At 70.3% G+C, this 15568-nt stretch carries 16 protein-coding genes; 3 read left to right on the top strand and 13 right to left on the bottom strand.

All coding sequences use genetic code 11. From position 1 onward, the window contains the following. Positions 1-261: 261 nt before the first annotated feature. A complete protein-coding gene (locus tag OTB19_RS12500) occupies positions 262-702 on the bottom strand; it encodes a hypothetical protein (protein ID WP_267798149.1) in 441 nt (146 codons plus the stop codon). A gap of 160 nt (positions 703-862) precedes the next feature. Between OTB19_RS12500 and OTB19_RS12495 the strand changes: the two genes are divergently transcribed. After that, positions 863-1069, top strand: coding sequence for a hypothetical protein (locus tag OTB19_RS12495; protein ID WP_267798148.1), 207 nt, complete (start codon positions 863-865; stop codon positions 1067-1069). 249 nt (positions 1070-1318) lie between these two features. Here OTB19_RS12495 and OTB19_RS12490 read toward each other — a convergent pair whose 3' ends face one another. From OTB19_RS12490 to OTB19_RS12475, 4 genes are all read right to left on the bottom strand, one after another. Then, entirely contained in the window at positions 1319-1696 is a 378-nt protein-coding gene (locus OTB19_RS12490; protein WP_267798147.1) for a hypothetical protein, read from the bottom strand. Continuing rightward, positions 1693-2289: a hypothetical protein gene (locus OTB19_RS12485; RefSeq protein ID WP_267798146.1), complete on the bottom strand. Its 597-nt coding sequence runs from the start codon at positions 2287-2289 to the stop codon at positions 1693-1695. Before OTB19_RS12485 ends, OTB19_RS12490 begins: the two co-directional genes overlap by 4 nt. Positions 2290-2317: 28 nt before the next feature. After that, positions 2318-2968, bottom strand: a complete 651-nt coding sequence (locus OTB19_RS12480) for a hypothetical protein (RefSeq protein ID WP_267798145.1) — start codon at positions 2966-2968, stop codon at positions 2318-2320. 230 nt (positions 2969-3198) lie between these two features. Next, positions 3199-3783, bottom strand: coding sequence for a hypothetical protein (locus OTB19_RS12475; protein WP_267798144.1), 585 nt, complete (start codon positions 3781-3783; stop codon positions 3199-3201). Positions 3784-4325: 542 nt separating this feature from the next. Between OTB19_RS12475 and OTB19_RS12470 the strand changes: the two genes are divergently transcribed. Next, the gene (locus tag OTB19_RS12470; protein WP_267798143.1) at positions 4326-4547 is read left to right on the top strand and encodes a hypothetical protein; all 222 of its coding nucleotides are present in this window, start codon (positions 4326-4328) and stop codon (positions 4545-4547) included. Positions 4548-4643: 96 nt separating this feature from the next. Here OTB19_RS12470 and OTB19_RS12465 read toward each other — a convergent pair whose 3' ends face one another. Next, positions 4644-5183, bottom strand: coding sequence for a hypothetical protein (locus OTB19_RS12465; RefSeq protein WP_267798141.1), 540 nt, complete (start codon positions 5181-5183; stop codon positions 4644-4646). Positions 5184-5337: 154 nt separating this feature from the next. Between OTB19_RS12465 and OTB19_RS12460 the strand changes: the two genes are divergently transcribed. Then, a complete protein-coding gene (locus OTB19_RS12460; RefSeq protein ID WP_267798140.1) occupies positions 5338-5736 on the top strand; it encodes an HNH endonuclease in 399 nt (132 codons plus the stop codon). On the opposite strand, the gene OTB19_RS12455 is transcribed toward OTB19_RS12460, so the two are convergent. The 7 genes from OTB19_RS12455 to OTB19_RS12425 form a co-directional block, all read right to left on the bottom strand. Next, complete coding sequence (locus OTB19_RS12455; RefSeq protein ID WP_267798139.1) at positions 5718-7604, bottom strand: hypothetical protein; 1887 nt, start codon at positions 7602-7604, stop codon at positions 5718-5720. The genes OTB19_RS12460 and OTB19_RS12455 overlap by 19 nt on opposite strands. 10 nt (positions 7605-7614) lie before the next feature. Next, the gene (locus tag OTB19_RS12450; RefSeq protein ID WP_267798138.1) at positions 7615-8217 is read right to left on the bottom strand and encodes a hypothetical protein; all 603 of its coding nucleotides are present in this window, start codon (positions 8215-8217) and stop codon (positions 7615-7617) included. Next, entirely contained in the window at positions 8217-8843 is a 627-nt protein-coding gene (locus OTB19_RS12445; RefSeq protein ID WP_267798137.1) for a hypothetical protein, read from the bottom strand. The genes OTB19_RS12450 and OTB19_RS12445 overlap by 1 nt, the downstream gene beginning before the upstream one ends. A 7-nt stretch (positions 8844-8850) precedes the next feature. Beyond that, positions 8851-12417 (bottom strand): hypothetical protein, encoded by a 3567-nt coding sequence (locus OTB19_RS12440; protein WP_267798136.1) that lies wholly within the window; start codon positions 12415-12417, stop codon positions 8851-8853. Between the two features lie 4 nt (positions 12418-12421). Next, positions 12422-12925, bottom strand: coding sequence for a C2H2-type zinc finger protein (locus OTB19_RS12435; protein WP_267798135.1), 504 nt, complete (start codon positions 12923-12925; stop codon positions 12422-12424). A 31-nt stretch (positions 12926-12956) separates the two neighbouring features. Then, positions 12957-13757: a cupin gene (locus OTB19_RS12430; RefSeq protein ID WP_267798134.1), complete on the bottom strand. Its 801-nt coding sequence runs from the start codon at positions 13755-13757 to the stop codon at positions 12957-12959. Between the two features lie 102 nt (positions 13758-13859). Next, positions 13860-15497, bottom strand: coding sequence for a major capsid protein (locus OTB19_RS12425; protein ID WP_267798133.1), 1638 nt, complete (start codon positions 15495-15497; stop codon positions 13860-13862). Positions 15498-15568 lie beyond the last annotated feature (71 nt).

Here is a 15568-nt window from a genome sequence, read left to right as displayed (position 1 = left end):
CTCACGAACCGCGAAGGTTGCCCGGCCTAACACCAGCGGCCAGACCAGACTATCCGGAGCGACCGCCCGTCAGGCGTGCGTCCTCCGCCGCGACCTGCGCCGCGAGCCGAGACGCCGCAGCCCTGGACATGGCCACACCCGGCACCGGCCGGCCACGCGCCGGCCTGTGCCCCCGGGGCGGGGCGTACAGCCTCGCCCGGTTACGTGCCCGCTCCGCCTCGTCCTCGGCGTTCTGGTCCATCTGCGCCTCGGCCGCGTTGATCAGACGGCAGAACGGCCACGCGCGGGGGTCGATGCCTTGGAGCGCGAGGCTGCCGTCCCACGACTCCCAGGACTCCGAGACGGAGTGGGCGAGTCGCTGGACAACGTAGAAGGGCGGCGCCCGTAGACCTCCGTCACGAACTCCATGAGGTCCATGAGGATCCGGTCCGGCAGCCGCATGCCCGCGAAGGCCTCGGCGGAGGCGGGGAGCATGAACTTCGTGAGGAACACGCGCAGACTGCCGGTCACCTGCCGGAGCTGGGCGGCGTCGATGCTCGTGAGGTCGCTCGTGTCGATCTTCGCCTCGCGATAGACGGCCTGGAGCTCCTCATACGCGTCGAGGAAAAGATCAGACTCGACCTCGGGTAGGAACTCCAACTCCTCCGCGCCGATCTCGGCGACGTGGGGCTCCGTATTCAGGGCAAAGCTCTTGCGTGCCATCGGGGCGGCTCCTGTGTCCCGCGCCATCACCCGGCCCACAACCAGCGGCGTACGCGTACCGGGAAGGGTAGCGGGACCGCTCAGCCGGGCCACGGATCGCACACCTCTGCGTCTCCTCAAATGAGGGTAGACACGGGGGCCGGTGCGGAATGCTGCCCGCATGACCCAGCGATACCGGCACAACCAGCCGCCCCAGTCCCACGCCCGCCGCCCCCGGCCCGCGACCACCGGCTACCGGGCTCCCTACGCCGTCTACGACGAGGCGACCGCGAGCCCCGACCCCGCCCTCTCGGACAGCGGGACGTCCTCCTCGTCGGACAGCGGGACGCCGTGCTCGTCGGACAGCGGCGGCGGGGGGTGCGAGTAGCCCGCCCTCGTCGCCGCGGCTGTACCCGTCCGTGTCCAGATCGACAGGGCGAACTTGATACCAGGGCGCTGCTCCGGTCACCCACGGAGGAGCAGCGCGCCGTATGGAGGGTGCGCCAGCCCCCTCTGCAACTGATCTGCTGCGGGTTGGGCGCGGACCAGGTCTCAAGTCCTGATCGGCCGGTGCCAGGCGCCCCGCCCGGCCCGGAGCCGGGCGGCGAGCCCACGGCCACCCTAGCCCGATGTCCGGCTATCGGCCGAGGAGCAGCGCCTTTGTCAGGAAGTCATTCGCCTGACTGCCAGGGTGGTTGACCTGCTTGCGGAACAAGGTCGTGCCTCCCACGTCGAACTTCAGGTACTTCGCCCGGCGCGCGCGGATCACGTGCGGACGGGTGCCCTCGATCACGTAGCGCGTCGCCGGGTGCGTCGAGGTGATGACCCCGGAGAGCCCCTTGGGTACCCGCTCGATCCGGGTCTCGATCCCGTCGCCCATGCTCCCCGGCGCCAACTGCGCGGCGACGGCCGCCACCCGCTCGGTGCGCGCGCGGAGCCGGCGCTCCACGAACCCTCCTCGCGCCTTCAGCGCCCGCGCCAGACGGCCCGGTTCGAGACGTACCTCCACGCTCATGGCGTCTCCTCTCCAGGACACGGGTAGCAGGCGTGCACCCCGACCGTCACCCGCTGCTCCAGGCCCACACAACCGCCCTCCGGCCCGATGACCCGGGACCCGCCCAGGACCCAGCGGCGGCGGCGAGGAACCGGCGTCGTGTCCGGCAGGCAGCACAGCAGGGCGTTGTAGACCGTGGCCAGGTCCACGTGCAGGACCCTCGAAGCCGCGTTCAGGTCCTCGCACGAGGGCGGGCACCCGTCCTCCGTCGGCCCCGGCGCGCACCGCAGCAGCGTCACGGCCAGCTCGACCGCCAAGAGCGTTGGCGGCGCGCAGTTCTTCAAGCCTCGAACCGTCCGGTCCTCGGTGGGGAACTCGGTGGACGGGAACACCCGGAGCACGTTCACGGTGAGCTGCCCGCCGGCCCTCACCGGGGTGGCCCCACACGGGTCATCGCACGTGTCCCAGGCCGGGCTACCTGGGACGAGGCAGGTCCGGCAGTCCGGGCACCCGGGCTGCCCGGGGACGTCGACGGCGGCCTGTTCCAGGGCGACGCACACGCACGACAGGACGTCCTGGGCGAGGTCGTGCACCATCAGCGGCCGTACGGCCATCACAGCCCCCCGGGGCGATCAGTGGTGGTCACGGGGCCCGCTGGATGCGCGGACGCCGGAGGTCGGGACTGTAGACCCGCGACGCGGATGTCAACCGGTAGGGGTTGACGGCAGCAAGCCAAAGGTCACAGAGGGGGAGGCCGGTACGCCCCTCCGAATAGATCAAGGTGGGATCCGCCATCTCCAACTGCAAGCCCTGGCGCGTGACCTTGTTGACGTTGCGCCCGGCCGCGGCGCAACCGCACGACCCGCCGCACCCCTTCAGGAGGTGGCACGTCAGCTCGGAGACGGCGGCGGTCGCCGATTCATCGAGCTGGAGCCCGGTCCGGTAGGTGACCGCGAGAGTGTCCGGCTCCCCGATCGCCGCGGCCATGTCCTGGCACGAGGGCCAGCACGCGCCATCGAGGCGGACCAGGTCCCCGCTGTTGTCGACCCGGTACGCCGTCGCCGGCAGGACGACCGCCCCCTCCTGCACCGACACGACGTCGTACACCGGGCCCGGGAGGTAGATCTCGCACAGCTCCCCACACGAGCAGTCCCCCGAGCACCCACAGACCGACGCGTTACGCCACGCGCCGTCAGTGCCGATGTACGGGATCCACGGACCGGCCGTGCCCCACGACACCAGGTAACGCGGCAGCAGGTCCAGGCAGGCCCTGCGGCAGGGCCTCACGGTCACCGGGCACGACGGCCCCCACCGCCGCCCGGACAGACGCCACAGAAGCTGTGAGGCCACCGCCTGCCACCGGGCGATCAAGGCCGGCTCGATGCCGTCCGGTAGATCGCAGCACAGATCAACGGGCCACGGGGAGCAGACATCAGGTTGCAGCGGCATGACTCGCCCCTCTCTCGTGGCCGCAGCCGCAGGGCCCGAAGACCCTGCGGCTGTGTGCCGGTACCTGGCGTCCGTTACGGAGCACAGACACCAGTCAGCGGGACGGCCTGGTAGTCGCAGGTGACGGCCGGCGGGGCGATCGTCGTGATCATCGTGCGCCGGTGACAGTTCGAGCCGAGCGGGGTAAGGAGCGGCCCCGGCACCTGGGCAAGGTTGGACGCCTGGACGTTGTACGGACCCACACCCCACCTGGAGTTCGCCCGGGTGGACCCGGTGAGGGTCAAGTTCACGGCCTCGCTGCCGATCTCCAGGTCACCGAGCTGGCCGTTCGTCACCCACGGGAGCAGGAAGTAAATCCAAGCCCCATCGGTGTCGGCTTCGTCCGGGCACACGTCCTCGCCGATGACCTGCGCCCACAGCTCGATCGCGAACCCGCTGTCGCACTGGATCGAGCAGTCGTCGTAACCGATCAACTCTCCGTCGAAACCGGCGTAGGTCGGCTGACCAGTGGTCAACTCGATGAACTCGGGGCTCACGCCGAAGAACGACAGCTCGATGTCGAAACCACGGAAGGAGGGGCAGCCCCGCTTGAAACCGCAGACACGCCCGTTGGCGGCCTTGTACTCGACGTCCTCGCCATCCTCCGTGTTGCGGTTCATGGCCAGAGTGGCAAAGCAATCGAACGTGTACGCGTTGTCGGGACCACAGACGACGCGACCACAGGAGTCGACGCGGGTGACACGCGCCACCTCTGCGTTTGCGATCAGGGGACAGGACACGAGGGCCTCCAACAGATGAGGTTGGTGGCCCGGCCTAGCACCAGCAGCGCACGGCAAGTCTAGCCGCGCACCGCTTCACGCCGTAGGGACCGGCCGCGTACCGGGCCCTGTGGGGCCGGCGTGCGCCCGCGCGGCCCCGGGGGGCAGGGCTCTCGATCGGGACCCGCACGCGCCCGTACAGACGGCGTCAACGGGTGAACGGGCATAACCCCAACCTGTTCAGGGGAGTTGCCGGGGCATGAGCGATGACCCGTTCCCCCCGCTGATCATTCGCGACACGGATTGCCCTACCTGCCGGGGCCTCCAAGACGCCTGCACCCTGTGTTTGGGGACCGGTAGCGTGCGAGCGCCGATCGCCCGCCGCGTCCGCGTCGGCGGCGTGACGGCGTACGTATCCGTATCGAGAAGAGAGCAGGCCGCACATGTCGAGCAGCAGCGAGAAGCAGATCGTTCGCGACTGGCAGACCCCGGAGGGGTTCCAGTCCAGCAACGATGGGTCCAGCTGTGGCGCCGTGCGCACGTACGCCGATGGCTCGGTGGACCTGAAGTCGACCATTGACCCGGCCGGCAACGTCGTGCCGCTGAACGCCGGCGAGTGGGCGGCGTTCAAAGCCGCCATCAAGGCCGGGCAATACGACTTCTGATGATCTCCCGCCCGGGTCATAGGGCGGGCCGGGGCCGGGTGGAACGTGAGGCGACCGTTCCGCTCGGCCCTCACACATTCCCGGCCCGGCGCCGGGTCAGGTCTGGCCGACCTCGACCGCCATGCAGTGGACCGTGACGCCGGCCGCCGGGATCGGGACCTGGAGCACGGAGATACCGAGGATGACCACGGCCGGGGAGCGGCGGACGTTGAACGTGACGGAGGCCGCAGTGAGGGCCGATACCCGGCACTCGGTCACGTCGGTGATCGCCGTCTGCACGGCGTGAGTCACCACCGGGACGGCCGCGAAGTTGGGCGTGAAATTGAACGTGACGTTCCCCGACGCGTCGCTTACGCCCGACCCGGCGAACACCCGGCGGGCGGTGCCGGCCGGGAGGACGATCCACCGGGTGCCGTCGGACTGAACGCGCTTGGTCTGGCCCCGGCCGATGCTGATCGTCGAGGAGTTCACCCCGTTCTCCGTGAAGGGGGTCGCGCCGATCGAGGACCAGACCACGGTCAAGGCGCCACTGTTCGTCAGGTCGTGTGTACGGGCCGCCACGGTCGTCGGGTCCGGCAGGGCCTCGGCGGCCGTGCCGGTCTCGATGACCAGCGCGTCTGTGTCGTGCGTGCTCATTGGGTCCGCCTCAGATCATGTCGCTTGTAGGGTGACTCTTATGTCTCCTGCGAAACCAGGGGAGCCGCGTCGGTGGCTCTTGAACGCCGTCGCCAACTGCGACCGCTCCGAGTGCTGGCTGTGGCCCTTCGGCAAGATCAGGAGGGGATACGGCATGTTGGAAGGCAAGCGGCTGGCAACCCACGTCGCCCTTGAAGTAGATGGCCGTCCCCGGCCCGGCAACCTCCACGCACTGCACTCCTGCGACACCCCGTCCTGTGTGAACCCCGCCCATCTGCGGTGGGGGACCAACGCCGACAACGTGAAGGACCGCGGCCGGAGGGGCCGGTTCGTCTGCAATGCAGCACCGCAATCCAATCCGGGCGAGCAGAACGGCCGTGCCAAGCTGAGCGAGGACGACATCAGGGACATCCGCGCCCGGTACGTCAAGGGCCACAAGTCGCGCCCCGGGGTTGGCACAGCAGCAGCTTTGGCCAAGGAGTTCGCAGTCTCCGCGGCTCACATCCACGCCATCGCCAGCCATAAGACCTGGGGTCACACGACGTCCGAGTAGCTCTTATCACGCAGCCGGTTGACGTTTGCGGCCGTGAGAGTCGTGACGGCAGCGAGGCTGACCTCCGTGTCGAAGTGGACGAACGCCCCGGTGTTGAGCGTCGCTCCGCCCGCGACCCGGCACCGCTGCACACAACCGCCGGCGGGGATGTTGAGCGTGGCCCCCTGCTCCACGGTGACGTTCCGGATCGGCTGGCCGACGACGCGGGCGCCGGCCACGGTCATGAGGGACTGCCCCCGCAGGCTGATCCCGAACACGTCCCCCAGGCCGCCACCCGCGCCGCCCGTGATCCCGGTCAGCGTCAGCGTGCTCTGTCCCTCGATCCGAATGTTCCTGAGCTGCTTCGCGGTGGCGTCGCCGGTCGTGTAGGTGAGGGTCGACCCGGCGTCCAGGTGGAGGTCATGCAGGGCCGTGGCCCCGGACAGGCCGGCGACGGCGTCGGTGACGGTGAGGATCCCGCCGAGGATCTCGCAGGCGTCCATGAACGCCCCGTCGGTCGTGCCGTCGATACGCACCACGCCGTGCCCGACGACGGAGGAGCCACGGACCCGGGACCGGGCCAACGTGTTCCCGCCGCTCCCGGCCGTGGTCGCGAAGGTGACTTGCGCTCCCGGCTCGACGTGCGTCCCGTCGAGCCGGTCACCGATCGAGGGGACCGTGGTGGGGGTCGTGCCGGACTCGGTCACCGTGGCCGCGGATTCGACGACCGAGGCGGCCAGGAGCGACAGGCTACGGACTGCGGTCACGATGACCGACCCGCCCGCGAGAGTCGAGTTCACCACCGAGACGTCACCGGTCGACCCCGTGGCGAGGCGGACCAGCGACCCGGTGGTGCAGTGGGAGGAGTTCACGCCCATGATGCCGGTGCCCTGGTGGTCGAACGTCGTCCCCACGGCCCGGCCGCTGGTGAAGTCGAACCGGCCGGCCGTGGCGCTGCGGGTCACGTTGCAGGCCCTCATGTCGGCGTCGGTCACGCTGACGGTGATGCCGGCCGCGCCGTCCAGGCTCCACACCAACCCCGAACCGAACTCGATCACCGAACGCGACACGGTCAGGGCAGAGCTACCCAGGAGGACCAGGGCGTTCGTCCCGCCACGGCTGGAGAGCGTGGATTGGGTGATCGTCCCGGCGACGGCGGCGGCACCTTGTCCGCGTAGGACGCAGCCGGCTTGGAGGACGCTGCCGGTCAGCGACCACGTCTTTGCCGACCCCACGTCGTTGATGACCGAGGAGTTGCCCTCGACCACGCCGTTCGACACGGTGATGGAGCCGGTAGCCGCGCCGGTCAGTGTGGACAGGCCGGTGACGATGGCCCGGGTCAGGCTCATGTTCCCGCCGGTCGTGACCGTGCTGCCCTCAATGCGCGACGTCGTGAACGCGCCTGTCGTCCAGCCGGTCATGTCGACCGTGCTGTTCGTGATCGTGTTCCCCGTGACCGCGCGGGCGGTGGCCGGCGCGGTGAGGGTGACCGAGTCGAGATAGTTCTCCGACCACCCGGCGGTACCCCACGGGAAGACACCGACGATCGCCCCGGTGGTCGTGTCCCGAACGGTGTTGTTCAGGTTGTCCCGCAGCTCGATCATCACGCCGACCGTGCCCCGGTCGATGTCGTAGACGCCCAGCCACGCCACGTTGTCGTACGGCGTGAAGACCTTCGCCTCCATGCTCAGAGCGTTCGGGCTGACGGCGTGCAGCTCGACCAGGTTCGGGCCGGGCAGCGTCGTGCCTTGAACGAAGTCGGATACCACGTAGTGACAGTCGACCCGCAGCTGTCCGGAGTCGCGCAGGGCTACGACCTGATCGCGGGTCATTGGCTGCGTGGGGCACGGGTCGTCAGCGGCCGGGGTGAAGCTGCCCGACGTGCTCATGCGGTTCTCCTCAGGGCAGGCATACGGCGTCAAGGAAATCGAGGCGCCACGTGATCGGCTGATCCGCGACGGAGACGTTCGACCGGTGCAGGCCGATCCCCGAGCGGGCCGGGACGCCGCAGAGCGTTTCGAAGAACGGGGCGTTCGCGTTCGAGGGCCCCGACAGGTACGTGAACACGGCATAGCGGCCGGTCGGTAGGACGTCGCTCATGACCCGCTCGCCGGGCAGCATGCGGCCGTTGCCTCTCGCCGGCCACCGGATGATGCCGCCGAGCTGGGCGGAGGACAACGACAGCTCGACGCCGCCCACCGTGGCCGCGGTCAGGCCGTTGCCGAACTCCATGCCGATACCGGTCATGGGGGCCGTCCAGTCCAGGACGAGGTCCCGGCCGCCGCAGCCGACCGAAACCGGGGCAGCGGCCGACACGTGGTAGTAAACGCCGCTCTGGACGGTGCCCGTGCCGAGCGTGGCCGGAGGCGTGGTGAACGCGCCGATGTACTCGTCCGACGCGCCACCGGACGCCGGGGAGTCGAAGGCCTTGCCGAGTAGGTGGAGGTCGGACACCTCGAAGGGCCCGGGGCCGAGCTGCTTGTATACGCCGCCGGTGCCCATCAGCTGGCCCCCTCGAAGAAGTCGACCCGGAACACGAGCGGATAGTCGGTGGTGGACACGCTCCCGCTGTGGACTCCGATGGCCTGTGCGTAGGGGAGGCACCCGGCCGGCGAGACGAACGGGGCGTTCGTGTTCGACGGGCCGGAGACGTGTTGGAGGATCGCGAACCGGTTCCCGGGCAGTACCTCGCTGATGACCCGTTCACCGGGCAGGAGACGGCCCGTGGACATGGCGGCGGACCAGGAGATGATCCCGCCCAGGGACGGCGCGGAGAGCGCCAGCCAGGCCCCGGCGATGGGCGTTGCCGGGTGGGTCAGGTTCCCGTACGAGAACGTCAGCGACTGGATCGGGGTCCCCGTCCAGGCGAACGAGACGTTCCGGCCGCCGCCGCACGGCACGCCGCTTGTGGGCGCGGTCGGCCCCGGGTAGTACATGCCGCCGACGCCCAGGGTCGTCCCCACGCCGAGGCCGACCGGCGCGACGCTGAACGCCCCAAGCTCCTTGTGCTGGGCGTCCCCCGCCTCGATCGAGGTGAAGGCGTAGCCGGTCAGCGTCAGGTCTGTGACGCCGGCCGGGGACGGCCCGAAGCATGGCGGCTTCGGGGTCGCCGATCCCTCGGTACTCACCAGCCCCTCACCTTGAAGTCCAGGTCACGTAGATCCGGCCGCCGACGGAGGCGATCGAGGTAGGCGGGGTGAGGGTGTTCTCGTCCTGCGCCTCCCACGTAGTCGACAGGCCGGCGGGCAGGGTCGCGATCACGGTTCCGTCGGCGTCCGTGACAGTGCCGGTGCCGGACAAGATCGAATAGGTGATTGAGGTAAGCACGCCGGTCGTGTTGTTCGCCGGCACCCACGGGTTCCCGGGGACCACGTCCTTGTGCTGGCTGTTGAGCGTGGCCGGGGTCTGACTGGCGTTGCAGATGCCGGCTGTGCCGACGACGACGTACGGCGTCGTCCCGTTCAGGGTGGTGTCCGTCGCGGAGACGAACGCGCCGGTGGCCTCGTCGTAGGTGTACCGGCGCAGGAACGCGACACCCGTAGGCAGGTCGCACAGAACCTGGATCTCGGGGTCACGCTCGACGGTGACCGCAGGGGCGCAGATACCGGCGGTGCCGACGACGGCATACGGGGTCGTCCCGTTCAGGGTCGTGTCCGTCGCGGAGACGAACGCCCCGGTGGCCTCGTCGTAGGTGTACCGGCGCAGGAACGCGACACCCGTAGGCAGGTCGCACAGAACCTGGATCTCGGGGTCACGCTCGACGGTGACCGCAGGGGTGCAGATGCCGGCGGTGCCGACGACGACGTACGGGGTCGTCCCGTTCAGGGTCGTGTCCGTCGCGGAGACGAACGCGCCGGTCGTCTCGTCGTAGGTGTAGCGGCGCAGGAACGCGACGCCGGAGGGCAGGTCGCACAGGACTTGGTCCTCGACGTCCACGTCCGCCGGGCAGGCGACGATGGTCGCGCCCAGGGCGCTGGACGTCTCGCCGGTCTCCAGGTCGGTCAGGGACGTCGTCCCGTCGCAGTTCTGCACCCGCGCGGCCCGCGAGACGGTCGCGGCCGGGACGATCTCGTCGAACGTGATCGTGGACTGCCGGATCCCGGACCCGGGCGGCCCGGCGAGGATGTCGTAGGTGATCGTCTGGACCGGGCCGGCGAACGTGAGGACGATCGTTCCGTCCCCGGCTGGTCCGCCGTCCACGCCCGTGTTCCCGAGGACCGCCACCCCGTTACCGGTGACGCTGTCGAACGGAGGGCTGATGTTGCGGAGCCGCTCAGTGGAGGCCGAGCCGAACACGTCGAGCTGGATGGTGGCGTTCAGTCGCGGCGCGCCGAGGTCGATCGTCACGCCGGTCTGACCGTTGGCGGGCGTCGCGGTCTCGATCGAGTTCGCGATCAGCACCGAGGTGCCGATGATCTCCTGCGTGACGGTGATCCCGGCTCCGGCGAAGGCCGAGTTCGTCCACAGGTCCCCGCCGGCCACCGGGTTGGATGTGGCGCCCGCCCAGTTGTCGGCGCGCGCCGTCCCGGCCTCGGCCGCCTGGTAGCAGACCTCCCCGAGGGTGAACGGCTGGCAGTCACACCGGCCGGCCGGGCCGATGACGAGGTACGGGGCGCCGTCCAAAGTCTCGTCGTACTGCGTCACCGACCCGAGTGCATTGAGCGTGTAGACCCGCCGGAACGGGGCGTCGTCGGCGCCGCCGTCGCAGAGGACTTCCTCCCAGAGGACGTTGGGCGCCTGGCAGACGACCACGCCCGTGGTGTTCGGCCACGGGAGGCCCGTCGCGGCATTGATGTACGCCACGGTCCCGTCACAGGCCTGCACGGCGGAGGCAGGCAAGGTCAGGCCGGGGAAGTCGGTCGAGGCGATGCAGACCTCGCCGAGGACGAGGGGCGTGCAGTCGCAGCGCACGACGGCGCCGACGGGTACGTACGGGGCGCCGGCGAGGGTCAGGTTCACGACGGCCGTGACGGCGCCCTGGGCGTTCTGTAGCAGCTTGCGGATGAACGGCCCGTTGTCGTCGCAGAGGATGAACTCGCCGACGATCGGGGAGTCTCCGGAGCAGTCGCCGGGCTGCCAGGTGTCGGGGGTGACCGGGCCACCGTCGGTGTCGATGAAGCTGTCGGCGATGATGCCACCGGACTGGTCGGAGACCACGACCCGGGACATGGTCCGCGTCTCGCCGTTCAGCGTGCCGCAGACCAGGTACGTGTGCACCAGGTTCCCGACGGAGGAGGACCCACCGTCCGACGTGCCGGTGCAGCAGGTGGGGGCGGGGACCTGCGCCCAGAACTGGGCGTTCGTCAAGTCCTCGCCGTCGGCCACGTTGTACCAGCCGACGATCTCGCCGTTGGAGCAGCGCGGCGCCCAGAACTCGCAGACCGTGGATGTCTCCGAGGTGGGCACGACACAGGTGTCATCGTCGTTCGTGAAGTTCTGGATCGTGTTCGGGGAGTCCTGGAATACCCGCATGTCGGTGAACAGACCACCGAAGGCGTTGCCGCCTGTTCCCGCAGGCTTCTGCGGGCCGGTGAACGCGAGGGTGTAGACGCCGGCCGTGAGCGGCACGGTCTGGTTGAAGGTGGTCCACGGGCCGGCCGTGCCGCTCCCGTCGTTCAGCCCGGCCGGGCTCTGCGTGGTGACCTGCCCGGCGTTGACGGATGTATTGATGATGTCGCCGATACCGGCGTCGTCGACATCCCCCGTGGACAGCTTGATCGCGATGTTCTCGACCGAGGCCCGGCCGCCGACCACGACCCGGACGGTGAAGTTTCCGCCCGCCGGGACCGTGAACGTCTGCCAGATCGTGTTGGGGTCGTTGCCGAACCCGGGGTCTTCGGTCTGCGCGCCGGAGCCGTAGGAGTTGATTTCCTGAACGACCGTCCCGCGAGGCGGGGGCGTTGTGGCGGCCAGCACGTTCTGCGTGCTGGACGGCGGTCCCCACGTCTCGAACGACTGGTTGATGTCGTTCGTTTCCCAGCCCCTGTTGGCGACGTTCGTGCACAGCACGTCGCCCGTGGCGACGCCGCTGACGCCGTCCTGCCGCTTCAGGAACGCGAACTGCCCCGTGTCCGGGACGCTCAGGAACGCCGGGTTGATGATCAGGTCTCGGCCGCCGTTGTACCGGAACTGGAGCAGGTTCGGCGGGTCCTGGTCGAGGCGTAGGCACTCGATGTGGACAGCGAAGTCGGCCGCACCGCCGGCGCACGGGTCGACGGCGCCGGGGGTGACGGTGACGGTCTGCCCCGGGAACTGGCTCTGTAGCGCGGCCTGGAGATCGGCGGCGAACGCGGTGCCGTCCGGGTCGGTGACCTCCCACACGATGTTGAGCGGGGTGTCCACCAGGTCATTGATGAGGCTCTGCACGGCGAAGCCCTGCGCGATGGTCAGGGTCGTGTCGTACATCCGGCCGGGCTGGTCGACCTGCCCGGTGGAGTTGAAACAGAACTGGACCGGGGCCCCGCAGGCGACGTCACCGGGGCATGGCTGTAGGACGCCCTGCGCGACGTACGGGGCGCCGGTGACCGGGTCAACGAACGTCGGAGGGCCGACGGCGGTCCCGAACTCGTCGTACTCGTAGACCGCGATGGCCGACCCGGCCACCGTGCCATCAGGCAGCACGTCGCAGAGCAGGAGCTGTTCCACGTCGGCTCCCGCGTCACCGGCGCCACCGGAGCCGCAGGGAAGGGGCTGGATCGGCATAGGGTCAGTCCTCGGTCTCTGTGGCGTGCGCCGTGCGACGGTGCGTCTTCAGGCCCCGCGCGCTGCCGAACGTCCGGTCACAGTCCGGGCACGCGGTGTCTGACGGGATGGTGTCCGGGCTGTCGTCCGCCGGTCGACCGGCCGGCTCGTCGGCGGGCGGGGGGTGCGGCGGCTCCTCCTCGCCGTCCGCGAGGACCAGGTCGAGCGGGACGGCGCCCTCCGGGTAGCCGGAGACGGGGAGCGGGGGCAGGCGGCCGTCGCATTCCTCCGAGCACCCGGACACGGCAGTCGCGGCCCCCGGCTCCTCCGGGTCGGGGCCAGCCGGCACGTACTCGTGCCCGTCCACCGTCGAGCCGAGGAGCAACTCCTCAGGCACGTGCGTGAACAGCGCGGCCGCGACGGCGAACTCTTGCGCCCCTGATGTACGCACCTTGGGGTCCTGGGCCACGCCCCAGCGGGCGAAGGCCTGGCGCAGCGCGGGCGCCGGCTGGACGTAGACGAGGTTCAAGGGTTGTCCCTCCGGGGTGACCGGCCGCGGTTCACGGGCAGACGGTGACATTGATGGCGCAGACCGCGCACGTCGTGCCGACCACATAGGTCCGCTCCGCGAGGACGCGCCGGTCGTTGGTGCGGATGTTGACCGAGGCGTTCCGGTCCGGGATGACATCGACCGGGCCACGGCGGATCACGAGCGGCCCCGTGGCGTACAGCCATGCCGTACCCGGGTCTGCCGGGAGTCCGTCCGGGCCGATGTTCAGGGCCGAGTAGCCGGCCCCGATGACGACGCAGTTCCCGGTGAGGGTGCGCAGCGCCCCTGTGGCCGGGTCCTCGTGCGCGATGTTGCAGCAGCCCAGGAGGGCCGCCGCTCCGGTGGGAATGTGGAGGGTGCCGGCGCCGCCGTATCGCTCCCCGAGGCAGCCTTCCAGCGCGGCCACGCCCTGGGCCACGGATACGGGCCCCTCGGCGGGGGTGAGGTCGTCGGCGTTGGGGGCGAGGAAGGTACGCATGAACGCGGCCTCGACGCCGGCCTGTTCCCCGAGCGCCAGGTTGGCGAGAGCGTGCTCGACGGCCTCCTCGTACGTCCACCCCGGGGCGGAGCACTCCGCGCCGGTGTAGACGGTGAGGGGGGCGGCGGCCTCGGTCTCCGGCCGGTCGAACTCCTTCGGTGCCACGGCCGGCGGCGGGTTCCCGGGCGGGCACCAGTCGGTGTCACGGACCGGGTTGCAGCCGAGGGCGAGCCACTCGACCCCGAGGAGGTCGTGCGGGTCGGTGACGTCGGTCACCGTGGAGCAGGCGCCGAGGATCCCGTGAGGCAACGGGGTGCCGGGGATTGCCTCCACGCTGCGCCGTAGTCCTGCGGACGGCATGGCCTACCTCCGTTCGGGGCTGGTGGCGGGCCCGGCTGAGGTCGGGCCCGCCACGTCGCGGGGGGTGGGGGCAGGTCAGGCTGCGGGGCACGTCATGACGGTCTGTGCGCCGGTGGCGCCGGACGGGCAGACGGGCACGGTGACGATGCGCGTGTCCACGGAGCGGTCCACGAGGGTCACGCACTCCTCAGAGAACAGAGCGGTGTAGTCGTTCGTGACGAACTTCGAACTGTCGTGGATCACCCCCAGGTTCACTTCTTCGCCGCGGCCGATCTGGAGCTGGCCGGAGGGGTAGATGAGGAAGTTGACCGCTGCCGGCCAGTCGGCGGCGGGGACCAGGCCGCCGATGTCGGTGGGGACGGCCGGGGCCAGGCCGCGTGCCCACTGGATGCGGACGCCGAGGGGGGTGAACAGGTCCTGGACCATGGCCGTGCTGACCTGGTCCAGGCCGACGCCGTTGCGGCGGGCGAGGTCGGCGAGGAACAGGTTCCTGGACCACCAGGGGAAGACGACTTCCAGGCTGATGGACTCACACAGGCTGTGGCGTTCGATCATGTCGGCGGCCTGGAGGGCGACGGCGGCGAACACGGGGGCCAGGGCGCCGAACGTCGCGGTGAGGACCACGGGGGTGGCTGTGGCGACGGCCGCGGCGAACAGGACCGACCGAAGGCGGATCTCGTGCGCGACCATGGCGTTGCGCACGTACCAGGACGTCAGTTCCGGGAAGTGGCGCTGGGTGAGGATGCCGGATTCCAGGCAGACGCCGACCGCTTCACAGCGTGCCTCGACGGGGTCCGGGCAGGGGATCTTGAAGCAGGGCTTTTCGTTGCCGGCGATGTCGTCGGCCTCGGTGTGGACCCAGGTGAGGGCGGCGACGTCCAGCGACGGCGTCTTGAAGTAGCGCAGACCGCCGCGCGCGAGCTGGATTTCGGGGGCGTCCCACAGCATGTCCGGGCAGGCGATGTCCGTGATGTCGTACACGGTCTCGGACGGGGCGCACCAGCCGCCGGAGGCGACGAGGTCGCCGTGGGGCAGGCGTCGCTGGTTCGCGGCGTGCATGGCCACGGTGGTGCCCTCGGGTGCCGAGGAGGAGTCCGTGACGATCATGTCCTGCGGGTACGGGTGCCGGTAGGAGATGACCTGGCCCACGCCGCCGCCCGCTGTCTTCAGGGCGTTGGCGCGGGAGATGATGCCGGCCGTGATGGCGCCGAATTCGAGTGGCTGGCCGGGGGTGTAGCCGGGAACGTCGACGGCCGCCGTGATGGAGGTCGTCGGGGCCGGCGGTTCGGGGAGGACGCTCGGCTGACGGCGGCGGACCCCGGAGAGGTTGAGGGCCGGGCGCGTCACGAGGGAGGCGGTCGCGGCCGGGGCGGCCGGTGCCGGTGCCGGAGTCGGGGCGGGGGCCGGCTCGGCGGCGGCGGTCGGCTCCTCGGCGGGCTCGGCCGGGGTGCCGGCCGGCTCGTTGCCTCGGACCTGGGCGGCCAGGGCGTCGATCTCGGCGGCGGCCTGGGTGGCTGCCTCGACTCGGGCGGCCTGCTCGGTGCGGATGGAGTCCACCCCGGCGGCGAGGGACCGGAGTTCGGCGAGGTCGTTCGGTGTGACGGAGCTGGAGGTCGACCGGGCGTCGAACGCGGCGACCGCGCCGGACAGGAGCGCGGACAGCTCCTCGTCGTTCAGTGCCGTGATGTCGTCGGGGAGTTCGAACGGGTCCATTGGGCTGCTCCAGATACGTTCCTTCATGGAGTGCCCGGCCCAGAACCAGCAGCGATGCCCCACAGCATAGA

The sequence above is a fragment of the Streptomyces sp. H27-H5 genome (genome assembly GCF_026627505.1).
In the GTDB taxonomy this organism is placed as follows: Bacteria; Actinomycetota; Actinomycetes; order Streptomycetales; family Streptomycetaceae; genus Streptomyces.
The sequence above is the reverse complement of the archived record's forward strand: the minus strand, read 5'-3'. Positions and strand labels throughout refer to the sequence as shown.